The sequence below is a fragment of the Paucibacter sp. M5-1 genome (assembly GCF_027498415.2).
Classification (GTDB): Bacteria; Pseudomonadota; Gammaproteobacteria; order Burkholderiales; family Burkholderiaceae_C; genus Roseateles_E.
In genome coordinates, this window is the sequence record NZ_JAPZLM020000001.1 from 5,180,739 (window position 1) to 5,193,069 (window position 12,331).

Sequence of the window (12,331 nt, forward strand, 5' to 3'; positions counted from 1 at the left end):
TGAGTGTTGAAGCGGCGGCCCGCGGGGCCGCTGCCATCGCGCTGACACATGGCCTGGCTACGCTGAGGTGATTCAACACCCCAGCGAGAGCAGGCGCGATGAAGGTCACGACAGTGGGTACCGGCTATGTGGGCCTGGTCACGGGCGCCTGCCTGGCGGAGATGGGCAACCATGTGCTGTGCCTGGATGTGGACGTGGCCAAGATCGCGCGGCTGGAGGCCGGCGAGATTCCCATCCATGAGCCGGGCCTGCTGGAGGTGGTTCGGCGCAATGTGGTGGCTGGGCGGCTGCAGTTCACGACCGATGTGGACCGGGCGGTGCACCACGGCACGATGATGTTTCTGGCGGTCGGCACGCCGCCGGGCGAGGACGGTTCGGCCGATCTGCAGTATGTGCTGGCGGCCGCACGCGCGATCGGCGCGCGCATGACCGATTACAAGGTCATCGTCGACAAGAGCACGGTGCCGGTGGGCACGGCCGACCGGGTCCGCGCGGCGATTGCCGAGGAACTGGCGCGGCGCGGTGTCGAACTGGCGTTCGCGGTGGTATCCAACCCCGAGTTCCTCAAGGAGGGCGCGGCGGTGGAAGACTTCATGCGGCCCGACCGCATCATCATCGGCTCCGACGATGAGCAGGCCACGCTCTTGATGCGCGCCATCTACGCGCCTTTCACCCGCAACCACGACCGCCTGCTGGTGATGGATGTGCGCAGCGCCGAGTTCAGCAAGTACGCGGCCAATGCGATGCTGGCCACCCGCATCAGCTTCATGAACGAGCTGGCCCTGCTGGCCGAGCAGTTGGGCGCGGATATCGAGCTGGTGCGCCGCGGCATCGGCTCCGACCCGCGCATCGGCTACCAGTTTCTCTATGCCGGCGCCGGCTATGGCGGCTCCTGCTTTCCTAAGGATGTGAAGGCCCTGGTGCGCGCGGCCGGCGATGCCGGCATCCCCTTGCGGGTGCTGGCGGCGGTCGAGGCGGCCAATGAGCGGCAGAAGCTGCTGATGGTGGACAAGATCACGGCGCGTTTCGGTGCCGACCTGAGCGGCCGCCATCTGGCGCTGTGGGGCCTGGCCTTCAAGCCCGACACCGACGATATGCGCGAGGCGCCGAGCCTGGTGATCGTGCAGGAGTTGCTGCGGCGCGGTGCCACGGTGGCGGCCTATGACCCGGTGGCCAGGGAAGAGGCCGCCCGGGTCTTGGGCGGGTTGTCGGGCCTGAGTTTCGGCAGCCGGGCCGATGAGGTGCTGGAGGGCGCGGACGCGCTGCTGCTGGTGACCGAGTGGAAGGAGTTCCGCACGCCGGACTTCGAGCGCATCAAGCGCAGCCTGAAGCAGCCAGTGGTGTTCGACGGCCGCAATGTCTGGGAGCCTGCGCTGATGAAGGCGCTGGGCATCGAGCATCACGGCATCGGGCGAGGGACGTTGGCGGCGGCCTGAGGGCCGCGCCACAGCCCTCAGTCGAAATGCTTGGCCTCGGCCAGCAGCGGCGCTTTTGCATCCTTCTCGGCCAGCAGCGGCGCCACGCCGGTGGCGGGCCACTGGATGCCGATGGCCGGATCGTCCCAGCGCACACAACCCTCGGCTTGCGGTGCATAGGTGTCGGTGGTCTTGTAGAGAAAGTCCGCCGTTTCGCTGAGCACCAGAAAGCCATGGGCAAAGCCCGGCGGTATCCACAGCTGCCTGTGGTTCTCGGCCGTCAGCTCCACGCCTTCCCAGCGCCCGAAATTGGGGCTGGACTTGCGCATGTCCACGGCCACATCGAAGACCGCGCCGCTGACCACCCGCACCAGCTTGCCCTGGGCATGGGGCGGCAACTGGTAGTGCAGGCCGCGCAGCACGCCTTGGGCGGAACGTGAGTGGTTGTCCTGCACAAAGCGCACGTCGTAGCCGACCGCCGCGTTGAAGACGGCCTCGTTCCAGCTTTCGGTGAAGAAACCGCGGGCATCGCCGAAGACCTTGGGTTCGATGATCAGGACTTCGGGCAGGGAGGTGGGGGTGATCTTCATCGGGTAGCCGCTCAGAAAGCGCGGTCGTTCAGGAGTTTTTGCAGGTATTGGCCGTAGCCGTTCTTCAAGAGCGGCTTGGCCAGCGCTTCGAGCTGCTCGGCCGTGATCCAGCCGGAGCGGAAGGCGATCTCCTCGGGGCAGGCGACCTTCAGGCCCTGGCGCTTTTCCAGTGTGGCGATGAACTGGCCGGCTTCGAGCAGGCTGTCGTGGGTGCCGGTGTCCAGCCAGGCATAGCCGCGGCCCATGATCTCGACCTGCAACTGGCCCTGTTTCAGGTACTGGGCGTTGACGTCGGTGATCTCGAGCTCGCCGCGCGGGCTGGGCTTGATCGCGGCGGCGATATCGCAGACCTGCTCGTCGTAGAAATACAGGCCGGTGACCGCGTAATTGCTTTTCGGGGCTTTGGGCTTTTCTTCGATGGACAGGGCTTGCTGCTGGGCGTCGAACTCGACCACGCCATAGCGCTCGGGGTCGGTGACATGGTAGGCGAACACGCTGGCGCCGCTGGTCTGCGCGGTGGCGTTGCTCAGCAGGCCCTGAAAGTCATGGCCGTAATAGATGTTGTCGCCCAGCACCAGGGCGCTGGGCGCGCCGTCAATGAAGTCCTTGCCGAGGATGAAGGCCTGGGCCAGGCCATCGGGGCTGGGCTGCACGCAGTAGCTGATGTTCAGTCCCCAGCGGCGGCCGTCGCCCAGCAGGGCCTCGAAGCGCGGTGTGTCCTGTGGCGTGCTGATCAAGAGGATGTCGCGGATGCCGGCCAGCATCAGGGTGGACAGCGGGTAGTAGACCATCGGCTTGTCATAGACCGGCAGCAGCTGCTTGCTCATCGCCAGGGTGGCGGGGTGCAGCCGGGTGCCGGAGCCACCGGCGAGGATGATGCCTTTGCGGTTCTTCATCAGAATTCCCTTCAGAGTATTTCGTGGAGCATGCGCTCGACGCCCTGCTGCCAATGCGGCAAGGCCAGGCCGAAGCGCTGCTGCAGCTTGGCGTTGGCCAGGCGCGAGTTCAACGGGCGCGTGGCCGGGGTCGGGTAGTCGCTCGTGGGAATGGCCAGCACCTGATCGGGCGCCACCTTGATGGGCTTGCCGCGGGCTCGGGCGAACTCGATCACATACTGCGCGTAGGCATGCCAGCTGGTCTCGCCGCTGGCCACCGCGTGATAGGTACCGGCCAGCGCAGGCTGGGCACGGGTTGCGCGAATCATGTGAGCGCTGAGGTCGGCCAGCAGGTCGGCGCCGGTGGGCGCGCCGATCTGGTCGGCAATCACCTTGAGCTGTTCGCGCTCGGCGGCCAGGCGCAGCATGGTCTTGGCGAAGTTGCCGCCACGCGCCGCATAGACCCAGCTGGTGCGCAGGATCAGATGCTGGCAGCCGCTGGCGCGTATGGCCTGTTCGCCATCGAGCTTGGTTCTGCCATAGACGCTCAGCGGCGCGGTCGGGGCGTCTTCGGCGCGGGATTCGCTGCCGCTGCCGTCGAAGACATAGTCGGTGCTGTAATGCAGCAGCAGCGCGCCCAAGGCCTTGGCTTCCAGCGCCAGCCGGGCCGGGGCCAGCATATTGATCTGGCGCGCCAGCTCGGGCTCGCTCTCGGCCTTGTCGACGGCGGTGTAGGCGGCCGCATTGACGATGACCTGCGGCGCCTGGGCGCGCACGGTGGCGGTCAGCGCCTCGATGTCGGCGAGATCGGCACCTTGATGGCGGTCCAGCGCGACCAGCTCACCCAGCGGCGCCAAGGCGCGCTGCAGCTCCCAGCCGACCTGGCCGTTCTTGCCCAGCAGCAGAATCTTCATGCGTGTTATTCCTCAGGCACCGTACTGCTTGGACACCCAGTCGCGGTAGCTGCCGGACTGCACATGCTGGACCCAGTCGGGATGATCCAGATACCACTGGACGGTCTTGCGGATGCCGGTCTCGAAGGTCTCGGCCGGGCGCCAGCCCAGCTCGCGCTCGATCTTGCGGGCGTCGATCGCGTAGCGGCGGTCGTGGCCGGGGCGGTCGGTGACATAAGTGATCAGGCGGGCGTAGGGGCCGGCCGGGTCGGGCCGCAGCTCATCGAGCAGGGCGCAGACCGTCTTGACGATATCGATATTGGCCTTCTCGTTCCAGCCGCCGACGTTGTAGACCTCGCCGGGTTTGCCGCCGGCCAGCACCGCGCGGATCGCGCTGGCATGGTCGGTGACGTAGAGCCAATCGCGGATCTGCTGGCCGTCGCCATAGACAGGCAGCGGCTTGCCGGCCAGCGCATTGACGATCATCAGCGGGATCAGCTTCTCGGGGAAGTGATAGGGGCCGTAGTTATTGCTGCAGTTGGTGGTCAGCACCGGCAGGCCGTAGGTGTGGTGCCAGGCGCGCACCAGATGGTCGCTGGCGGCCTTGCTGGCCGAGTAGGGGCTGTTGGGCTCGTAGGTCTTGGTCTCGGCAAAGGCGGGGTCGTCCTTGGCCAGCGAGCCATAGACCTCGTCGGTCGAGACATGGTGGAAGCGGAAAGCTGCCTTGTCTGCCTCGGGCAGCGGGCTCCAGTAGGCGCGCGCGGCTTCGAGCAAGGTGTAAGTGCCCTCGATATTGGTACGCATGAAAGCGCCAGGGCCGCTGATCGAGCGGTCCACATGGCTCTCGGCGGCGAAATGCACGATGGCGCGCGGGCGGTGCTCGGACAGCAGCTTGTCGATCAGTGCACGGTCGCAGATATCGCCCTGCACAAACACATGGCGGGCGTCGCCCTGCAGGCTGGCCAGGTTCTCCAGATTGCCGGCATAGGTCAGCGCATCGAGGTTGATGATTTTTTCGTCGGACTGGCGCAGCCAGTCCAGCACGAAGTTGCTGCCGATGAAGCCGGCACCGCCGGTGACGAGGAGGGTCATGTCTTGCTCGCTTTGTACTTACTTGCGGCCATAGGTGTCTTCGAAGCGCACGATGTCGTCCTCACCCAGATAGGAGCCGGACTGCACCTCGATGATCTCCAGCGGCAGCTTGCCGGGGTTGGCCAGGCGGTGGGTCTGACCCAGCGGGATATAGGTGCTCTGGTTCTCGGTCAAGAGGATGACCTTGTCGCCGTTGGTGACCTCGGCGGTGCCGGAGACGACGATCCAGTGTTCGGCGCGGTGATGGTGCATCTGCAGGCTCAACGTCGCGCCGGGCTTGACCATGATGCGCTTGACCTGGAAGCGCTCGCCCATATCGATGCTGTCGTACCAGCCCCAGGGGCGGTGGACCTTGCGGTGCAGGGTCTGCTCGCCGCGCTGGCTGGCATCGAGCTGCTGAACGATTTTCTTGACGTCCTGGCTCTTGCTGCGGTCGGCCACCAGCACGGCGTCCGCCGTCTCGACGACGACGATGTCATCAAGTCCGACCACGCTGACCAGCCGGCTGGTGGCGTGCACCAGGGTGTTGCGGCTGTCCTTGACGATGGCGTCGCCGCGGCTGGCATTGCCATCGGCGTCCTTGGCCGTGACCTGCCAGACCGCCTCCCAGGCGCCCAGGTCATTCCAGCCGGCATCGAGCTCGACCATGGCCAGAGGGATATCGCTGCCGGGGCAGCGCTCCATCACCGCATAGTCGACCGATTCGCTGGGCACGGCGGCGAACTCGGCCTTGCCCGGGCGCACGAACTTGTCATCCACCTTGCGGGCCACGAAGGCGGCACGGGTGGCCTCCAGGATGTCGGGGCGGAAACGCTGCAAGGCCTTGAGCCAGGTGCTGGCGCGCAGCACGAACATGCCACTGTTCCAGTAGTAGCCGCCCTCGCGCAGATAGCCCTCGGCGGTGACGAGATCGGGTTTCTCGACGAACTGGGCCACGGTCAGGCCGGCACTCGCCGCCTCGGCGCGGATATAGCCATAGCCGGTCTCGGGCCGGTCCGGTGTGATGCCCAGGATCACGATGGCACCGTCGGCGGCCTGCCGCACGGCCTGCTGCAGCGCGGCGGTAAAGGCCTCGGGCTGAGTGACGGTCTGGTCGGCCGGTGTGACCACCAGCACAGGGTCCGCGCCGCCTTCCATCGCCTGCAAGGCGGCCAAGGTCATGGCTGGCGCGGTATTGCGGCCCATCGGTTCCAGCAGCACGGCGCTGGGCTCGGCCTTGGTCTCGCGCAGCTGATCGAGCACCAGGAAGCGGTGCTCCTCGTTGCCGACGATCAGCGGGCCGGCCAGTGCCAGATCGGGCGCAGCCAGCGCGGCCAGCCGGGTGGCCGCCTGCTGGAACAGGCTGGTATTGCCCTCCAGCACCAGGAATTGCTTGGGGTAACCGGCCCGCGACAGCGGCCACAACCGCGTGCCGCTGCCGCCGGCCATGATGACAGGTTGGACTTGGATCATGCTCATTCTTCGTATCCCTTGGGGTTCATGCTTTGCCAGCGCCAGCTGTCCTCGCACATGCGGTCGAGGTCGTGTTTGGCCTCCCAGCCAAGCAGCTGACGTGCCAGCGTGGGGTCGGCATAGCAGGCGGCCACGTCGCCAGCGCGGCGCGGCACCAGCTTGTAGGGCACGGCTTTCCCGCTGGCCGCCTCGAAGGCGCGCACGACCTCCAGCACGCTGTAGCCGCGGCCGGTGCCCAGATTGGCGGTGATCGAGTCACGGCCGTCGAGCAGGAAGCGCAGCGCCGCAACGTGGCCTTCGGCCAGATCGCTCACATGGATGTAGTCGCGCACGCCGGTGCCGTCGGGCGTGTCGTAGTCGCTGCCAAAGACCTGCAACTCGGCGCGCCGACCCACGGCCACCTGGGTGACATAAGGCATCAGATTGTTCGGGATGCCGCGCGGGTCTTCGCCGATCAGGCCGCTCTCGTGGGCGCCGACCGGGTTGAAGTAGCGCAGCGCGGCGGTCTGCCAGTTTGGCTCGGCCTCACCCAGGTCGCGCAGAATCGTCTCGCCCATCAGCTTGGTGGCGCCGTAGGGGTTGACGGCCGACAGCGGGGCATCCTCGCGCAGCGGCAGCGACTCGGGCGCGCCGTAGACGGTGGCGCTGGAGCTGAAGACGATGCGCTCGCAGCCATGGCGGCGCATGGTCTCGCAGGTATTGACCAGGCCGCCGAGGTTGTTGCGGTAATAGGCCAGCGGCATCGCGGTGGACTCACCGACCGCCTTGAAGGCGGCGAAATGCACGACCGCAGCGGGCTTGTGGCGGGCAAACACCGCCTCCATCGCGGCCGCGTCGCAGACATCGACACGCTCGAATTCGGGCGTGCTGCCGCCAAGCCGGGCCAGCCGCTTCAGCACCTCGGGCGAGCTGTTGGAGAAGTCGTCGACGCCGACCACCTCATGGCCAGCCGCCAGCAGGGCCAGCCAGGTGTGCGAGGCGATATAACCGGTCGCGCCGGTCAGCAGGATTTTTTGGCTCATTGCTGCGATACCTCAGCGCACCATCAGCTGCGCGTAGCAGCCGTAGCTGTTGGCGCTGTACGGGGTGGACAGGGTGGACAGGCCGGTGCGCTTGTCGCGGTTGAGCTGGCAACCCACGGTCGTGCTGCGGTTGACCGCCCAGCGGCCACCCAAGCTCAGCGTGGTGGTCTTGTCGCCGGACTTGACGGTGTTGGTGCCGAATCTGTCGGTCAGGTCACGATCAGAATAGTTGAGCCCCGCGTCGAGAACGATCTTGCCCGTCAGCTCATAGCTGGCGTTGACGCTGGCGGAGGTAGTGATGCGGCTGTAGTCACTGCTGATGCCGCCGATCGAGCCGATGGCGAGGAAGGACGTTTCGTCGCCGCTGTCCCGCATCAGATTGCTGTTGATCAGCAGCTTGGCCGTGGGCTGCCACTTCCAGTTGATGCTGCCGGTACCGCCGGAGAAGTCGCGCGAGGAGGCCTGGCTGGCGTCGCGTTTGCCAAAGCTCAGTCGACCACTCAGGGTGCTGGCCCCGCTGGCCACCCAGGTGCCGGTCAGGTCGATGTCCTTGCGGGTGTAGTCATCGGCCTCAAAACCATTGGCGACCGCCCGGAAGCGCGGGTACTTGCCGTCCGAGTAGCGGCCCGCCACGCCAAGGCTCAGCGCGCCGCTGGGGCGCCAGGTCAGGCCCAGCGAGACGGTGTTCTGGCTGTAGTCATATTGGTTGTACTCGCTGGCCGAGTAGTCGCGCCGGCGGTGCGTCAACGAACCTTCCAGCGACAACAGCGACACCAGACCGTAGCGCACCGAGGCGCGGGCCTGGTCGGTTTGCTCGATGTTCTTCTTGGTGAGGTTCGGCGCCCCGTTGCCGGGGTTGAACTGGGCCAGGCTGCGGTTCGAGTTGACGCTCAGCTGGCCCGACAGCCGCTCTATCGTTTGCCAGTCAACACCTGCATTCAATGCGTAACCGTTGTTACGCAGTGATCTGTTGTTTTCATAGTGATTGGCGCGGATCGAGGCATCGCCGAACAGGCGCTGGCGGCCGATGCGCTGGTCCAGCCCGGCCAGCAAGGTGGCGGTGGTGACGTTGTCGCTATTGCTCGGCTGGCCGGGCGTGCTGCGGTAGATATTCGACACATGGGTCACGCCCAGGGAGGCACCGAGGTAGTAAGGGCTTTGCTGGGCCAGGGCCGGCAGCGCGCACAGCAGGCTGGCCGTCAGCAGGGTATATCGGTGTTGCGCCATATTCATCCAATCCTCTATTTCATTCAGAGCCGCGCGGCGCGCAATCAATAAGCGTGGCGGTCAAAAAGTACCAGGCGCACGGTGCGCACGATGATTTGCAAATCGAGGCCCAGCGACCAATTGCGCAGATATTCGAGGTCATATTCGACCCGGGCTTTCATTTTGTCGATGGTGTCGGTTTCGCCGCGCAGACCATTCACCTGGGCCCAGCCGGTGATACCCGGCTTGACCTTGTGGCGCACCATATAGGCCTTGATCAGCTGGCGGTATTCCTCGTTGTGCGCGACCGCATGCGGGCGCGGCCCGACGATACTCATGCGGCCCTGCAGCACATTGATGAACTGCGGCAACTCGTCCAGCGAGGTGCGCCGGATGAAGGCGCCGAACTTGGTGATGCGCGGGTCGCCCTTGGTGGCCTGCTTGACCACCGCGCCGTTGTCCATGGCCCGCATCGAGCGGAACTTGTAGACGATGATCTCCTCGCCATCGAGGCCGTTGCGGCGCTGTTTGAAGATGATGGGACCGGGGGAGCTCAGCTTCACGCCGATCGCCAGGGCCAGCATGATGGGCGAGATCAGCACCAGGATGAGGCTGGCCAGCACCACATCGCTGATGCGCTTGATCAGCTCATTGGTGCCGGTGAACGGGGTTTCGCAGATACCCACGACCGGCACACCGTTCATATCCTGCAGACGGCCCTGGATGATGGAAATACCGAACACATCGGGCACGAAGAAGAGGGACGCGGTCGTGCCCTGCAACTGCTCCAGCAACTGCACGATGCGCGGCTGCGACCCCAGCGGCAAGGTGATATAGACCTCGCGCACGCCCAGGGCGCGCACCTGCTCGCTGACCTGGGCCAGCGTGCCCAGCAGCCGGTCGCTGGCGTCGGGGTGCAGGCGCTCGTCCTGGCGGTCGTCGAAGTAGCCGAGGAAATCGATGCCGCTGTCGCTGCCGTCACGCAGCGCCCGCGCCACCTTGGCGCCCAGCGGCCCGGCGCCGACGATCACGGCGGAGCGACGTGCCTCGGGGCGTGCGCCCATCCAGCGGCGCAGGCGCCGGCCGATCTCGATGGCCACCATCTGCGCCAGCGGCGTGATGATGGCCCACCACAGCAGCACCTCGTCCTCGAAATAGCCCATCGAGCTGGTGGCATAACCGCACAGCGCCAGAATCGCCAGCAGCATGACCCAGGAGCTCAGCACATCGATGCCGGCGCTGGCCGGATGCTCGGCAAAACGATTGCGGCCCGGAAATGTCAGCGCAAATATCAGCAGGCACAGGGTCAGTGTGGAGCGCAATACCGGTTCGTCGAAGAAGGCGTTGACGAGCAGATAGCTCAGGACAATGATGCCGGGTTCCAGAAAAGCGGCGATCAAGGATTCGACCGATTGCGGCGCGCTATAGAAAGTTCTTTTGTAACTGCGATCCTCGAACATCGTCCTTTTGCTCCTGGGCGTAGGTTTGGGCCTTGCGAAATGCAATACCCGCCAACTCACGCGCCCGCAACCTGCCTCCCATGGTCAGATCACGGACCGCGAATTCTCCCTCAATTCCTGTGACACGCCGCTCGCGCCTCACCCCCCTAACTCGCTGGGTCCGCGCGCCTGCCTACAATCCGAAACATGCTTCAAGACTGGTCCCACCTCTTCGCCCCGGCCGTGCAGGATCGCATCTGCCTGTTGCTCAATCATGTCATCGGGCGCGAGGCGGCCGCGACGGCCCGCCTGGCTCCCCATGCCGGCCGCGCCGTGCTGGTGCATCTGCGGGGCTGGCCGGCGCTGCTGCCGCCGGCTCCCGATCTGGTGCTTAGCATTACTCGTGCCGGCCTGCTGGAGCGGCTTGACGCCGCGCCGGCCGATGCTTTGCGCATCGAGCTCGACGCCTCCAACCCGGCCCTGCTGGCCCTGGGCAGCCTGACCGGCGAGCGGCCCCAGGTCTCGGTGCAGGGCGACGCGGCGCTGGCCGGCGACATCAGCTGGCTGATGGACAACCTGCGCTGGGACATCGAGGACGATCTGGCCCAGCTGGTCGGCGCGATGCCGGCGCATCAGCTGGCTCGCTGGGGCCGCGCGGCGGCTCAGGGGCTGGCGACGCTGGCGCGCGGCGCTGCCGGCCTGATGCCCGGGGGCTCCTCCGGGCGCGGCGGCGCATGAGGTATTTCGCCCGCCTGCTGGTCATCGTCTGGACGGTGCTGCGCTTCGGGCTCGACGAGCTCGCGCTCTCGGGTTTCCGTCAGCGGCGCCTGCGCCTGCTGCGCCGCCTGATCTCGGTGGGCCGCAACTGGGACCAGCCGCGTGGCGTGCGCTTGCGCCTGGCGCTCGAGCATCTGGGGCCCATCTTCGTCAAGTTCGGCCAGGTGCTGTCGACCCGGCGCGATCTGGTGCCGGCCGACATCGTCGCCGAGCTCTCGCGGCTGCAGGACAATGTGCCGCCGTTCCCGGCCGTCGTGTCGCAGGCCCTGGTCGAGAAGGCCTTCGGCAAGCCGGTCGAGCAGCTGTTCAAGAGCTTCGATGCCGAGCCGGTGGCCAGCGCCTCGATCGCGCAGGTGCATTTCGCGGTGCTGCACGACGGCCGCGAGGTCGCGGTCAAGGTCTTGCGGCCCGGCATGCTGGACATCATCGAAGACGATATGGCCCTGCTGCGCACCGTGGCCGGCTGGGTCGAGCGGCTCTCGGCCGACGGCCGGCGCCTGAAGCCGCGCGAGGTGGTGGCCGAGTTCGACACCTATCTGCACGATGAGCTCGATCTGGTGCGCGAGGCCGCCAACGCGGCCCAGCTGCGCCGCAATATGGCCGACCTCAATCTGGTGATGGTGCCGGAGATGCACTGGGAGCTGTGCAGCTCCGAGGTCATCGTGATGGAGCGCATGTCGGGCGTGCCGATCTCGCAGCTCGAGCGCCTGCGCACCGCCGGCATCGACATCAAGAAGCTGGCCCGCGACGGCGTCACGATCTTCTTCACCCAGGTGTTCCGCGACGGCTTCTTCCACGCCGATATGCACCCGGGCAATATCCAGGTCAGCCTCGACGCGGCCACCTTCGGCCGCTATATCGCGCTGGACTTCGGCATCATCGGCACCCTCACCGAGGTCGACAAGGAATACCTGGCGCAGAACTTCATCGCCTTCTTCCGGCGCGACTACAAGCGCGTCGCCGAGCTGCACATCGCCTCGGGCTGGGTGCCGCCCCAGACCCGGGTCGACGAGCTGGAGAGCGCGGTGCGGGCCGTCTGCGAGCCGCATTTCGACCGGCCGCTGAAGGACATCTCGCTGGGCCAGGTGCTGATGCGCCTGTTCCAGACCTCGCGCCGCTTCAATGTCGAGATCCAGCCGCAGTTGGTGCTGCTGCAGAAGACCCTGTTGAACATCGAGGGCCTGGGTCGCCAGCTCGACCCCGATCTGGATCTCTGGGCCACGGCCAAGCCCTTTCTGGAGCGCTGGATGAACGAGCAGGTCGGCTGGCGCGCCTTCGTCAATCAGCTGACCAAGGAGGCGCCGCGCTATGCCCAGCTCTTCCCCGAGCTGCCGCGGCTGTTGCATGACAGCCTGAAGAAGCAGGCCGGCCCGCAGGACAGCCAGCTGCTGCTGGCCCTGCTGCGCGAGCAGCGCCGCACCAACTGGCTGCTGCGTGCGGTGCTCTACACCGGCATCGGCTTCACTTTCGGCCTGGTGCTGGCCCAGATCCTGGTGCGCGGCGGTCTGCTGAGCTGAGTCAGGGCGCCTCAAAAAACGCCGAAAACCGCCGGACAAGCGGGCTTACACCG

Annotated in this window: 11 protein-coding genes; 3 read left to right on the plus strand and 8 right to left on the minus strand. The window is 66.3% G+C overall.

The genetic code is table 11. The annotated features are described in order from the left end of the window. The first annotated feature begins 98 nt into the window (after positions 1-98). Entirely contained in the window at positions 99-1,436 is a 1,338-nt protein-coding gene (locus O5M90_RS24550; protein ID WP_269839065.1) for a UDP-glucose dehydrogenase family protein, read from the plus strand. Positions 1,437-1,453: 17 nt separating this feature from the next. Here O5M90_RS24550 and rfbC read toward each other — a convergent pair whose 3' ends face one another. Genes rfbC through O5M90_RS24590 form a run of 8 tightly spaced genes read right to left on the minus strand, consistent with a single transcriptional unit; the run spans position 1,454 to position 9,945 of the window. After that, a complete protein-coding gene (gene rfbC / locus O5M90_RS24555; protein WP_269839064.1) occupies positions 1,454-2,005 on the minus strand; it encodes a dTDP-4-dehydrorhamnose 3,5-epimerase in 552 nt (183 codons plus the stop codon). Between the two features lie 11 nt (positions 2,006-2,016). Continuing rightward, the gene (gene rfbA, locus O5M90_RS24560) at positions 2,017-2,901 is read right to left on the minus strand and encodes a glucose-1-phosphate thymidylyltransferase RfbA (RefSeq protein ID WP_269839063.1); all 885 of its coding nucleotides are present in this window, start codon (positions 2,899-2,901) and stop codon (positions 2,017-2,019) included. Between the two features lie 11 nt (positions 2,902-2,912). Further along, positions 2,913-3,794 (minus strand): dTDP-4-dehydrorhamnose reductase, encoded by an 882-nt coding sequence (rfbD, locus tag O5M90_RS24565; RefSeq protein ID WP_269839062.1) that lies wholly within the window; start codon positions 3,792-3,794, stop codon positions 2,913-2,915. A 12-nt stretch (positions 3,795-3,806) separates the two neighbouring features. Then, positions 3,807-4,865, minus strand: coding sequence for a dTDP-glucose 4,6-dehydratase (gene rfbB, locus O5M90_RS24570; RefSeq protein ID WP_269839061.1), 1,059 nt, complete (start codon positions 4,863-4,865; stop codon positions 3,807-3,809). An 18-nt stretch (positions 4,866-4,883) separates the two neighbouring features. Beyond that, positions 4,884-6,317, minus strand: coding sequence for a mannose-1-phosphate guanylyltransferase/mannose-6-phosphate isomerase (locus tag O5M90_RS24575; protein ID WP_269839060.1), 1,434 nt, complete (start codon positions 6,315-6,317; stop codon positions 4,884-4,886). A gap of 2 nt (positions 6,318-6,319) precedes the next feature. After that, positions 6,320-7,339 carry a UDP-glucose 4-epimerase GalE gene (gene galE, locus O5M90_RS24580; protein WP_269839059.1) on the minus strand — a complete coding sequence of 340 codons (1,020 nt, stop codon included), beginning with the start codon at positions 7,337-7,339 and terminating at the stop codon, positions 6,320-6,322. A gap of 12 nt (positions 7,340-7,351) precedes the next feature. Continuing rightward, a complete protein-coding gene (locus O5M90_RS24585; protein ID WP_440402415.1) occupies positions 7,352-8,566 on the minus strand; it encodes a hypothetical protein in 1,215 nt (404 codons plus the stop codon). A 44-nt stretch (positions 8,567-8,610) separates the two neighbouring features. Then, complete coding sequence (locus tag O5M90_RS24590) at positions 8,611-9,945, minus strand: undecaprenyl-phosphate glucose phosphotransferase (protein ID WP_332909465.1); 1,335 nt, start codon at positions 9,943-9,945, stop codon at positions 8,611-8,613. Positions 9,946-10,191: 246 nt separating this feature from the next. Between O5M90_RS24590 and O5M90_RS24595 the strand changes: the two genes are divergently transcribed. After that, complete coding sequence (locus tag O5M90_RS24595; protein ID WP_262970970.1) at positions 10,192-10,722, plus strand: hypothetical protein; 531 nt, start codon at positions 10,192-10,194, stop codon at positions 10,720-10,722. After that, a complete protein-coding gene (ubiB, locus tag O5M90_RS24600; RefSeq protein WP_269839056.1) occupies positions 10,719-12,278 on the plus strand; it encodes a ubiquinone biosynthesis regulatory protein kinase UbiB in 1,560 nt (519 codons plus the stop codon). The genes O5M90_RS24595 and ubiB overlap by 4 nt, the downstream gene beginning before the upstream one ends. Positions 12,279-12,331: the final 53 nt, after the last annotated feature.

Bases quoted from the DNA above. Each gene is read 5' to 3' on its own strand.
- O5M90_RS24585 (WP_440402415.1), bottom strand. From the start codon at position 8,566: ATGGCGCAACACCGATATACCCTGCTGACGGCCAGCCTGCTGTGCGCG.
- ubiB (WP_269839056.1), top strand. From the start codon at position 10,719: ATGAGGTATTTCGCCCGCCTGCTGGTCATCGTCTGGACGGTGCTGCGC.
- rfbB (WP_269839061.1), bottom strand. From the start codon at position 4,865: ATGACCCTCCTCGTCACCGGCGGTGCCGGCTTCATCGGCAGCAACTTC.
- rfbD (WP_269839062.1), bottom strand. From the start codon at position 3,794: ATGAAGATTCTGCTGCTGGGCAAGAACGGCCAGGTCGGCTGGGAGCTG.
- O5M90_RS24575 (WP_269839060.1), bottom strand. From the start codon at position 6,317: ATGATCCAAGTCCAACCTGTCATCATGGCCGGCGGCAGCGGCACGCGG.
- O5M90_RS24595 (WP_262970970.1), top strand. From the start codon at position 10,192: ATGCTTCAAGACTGGTCCCACCTCTTCGCCCCGGCCGTGCAGGATCGC.
- galE (WP_269839059.1), bottom strand. From the start codon at position 7,339: ATGAGCCAAAAAATCCTGCTGACCGGCGCGACCGGTTATATCGCCTCG.
- rfbC (WP_269839064.1), bottom strand. From the start codon at position 2,005: ATGAAGATCACCCCCACCTCCCTGCCCGAAGTCCTGATCATCGAACCC.
- rfbA (WP_269839063.1), bottom strand. From the start codon at position 2,901: ATGAAGAACCGCAAAGGCATCATCCTCGCCGGTGGCTCCGGCACCCGG.
- O5M90_RS24550 (WP_269839065.1), top strand. From the start codon at position 99: ATGAAGGTCACGACAGTGGGTACCGGCTATGTGGGCCTGGTCACGGGC.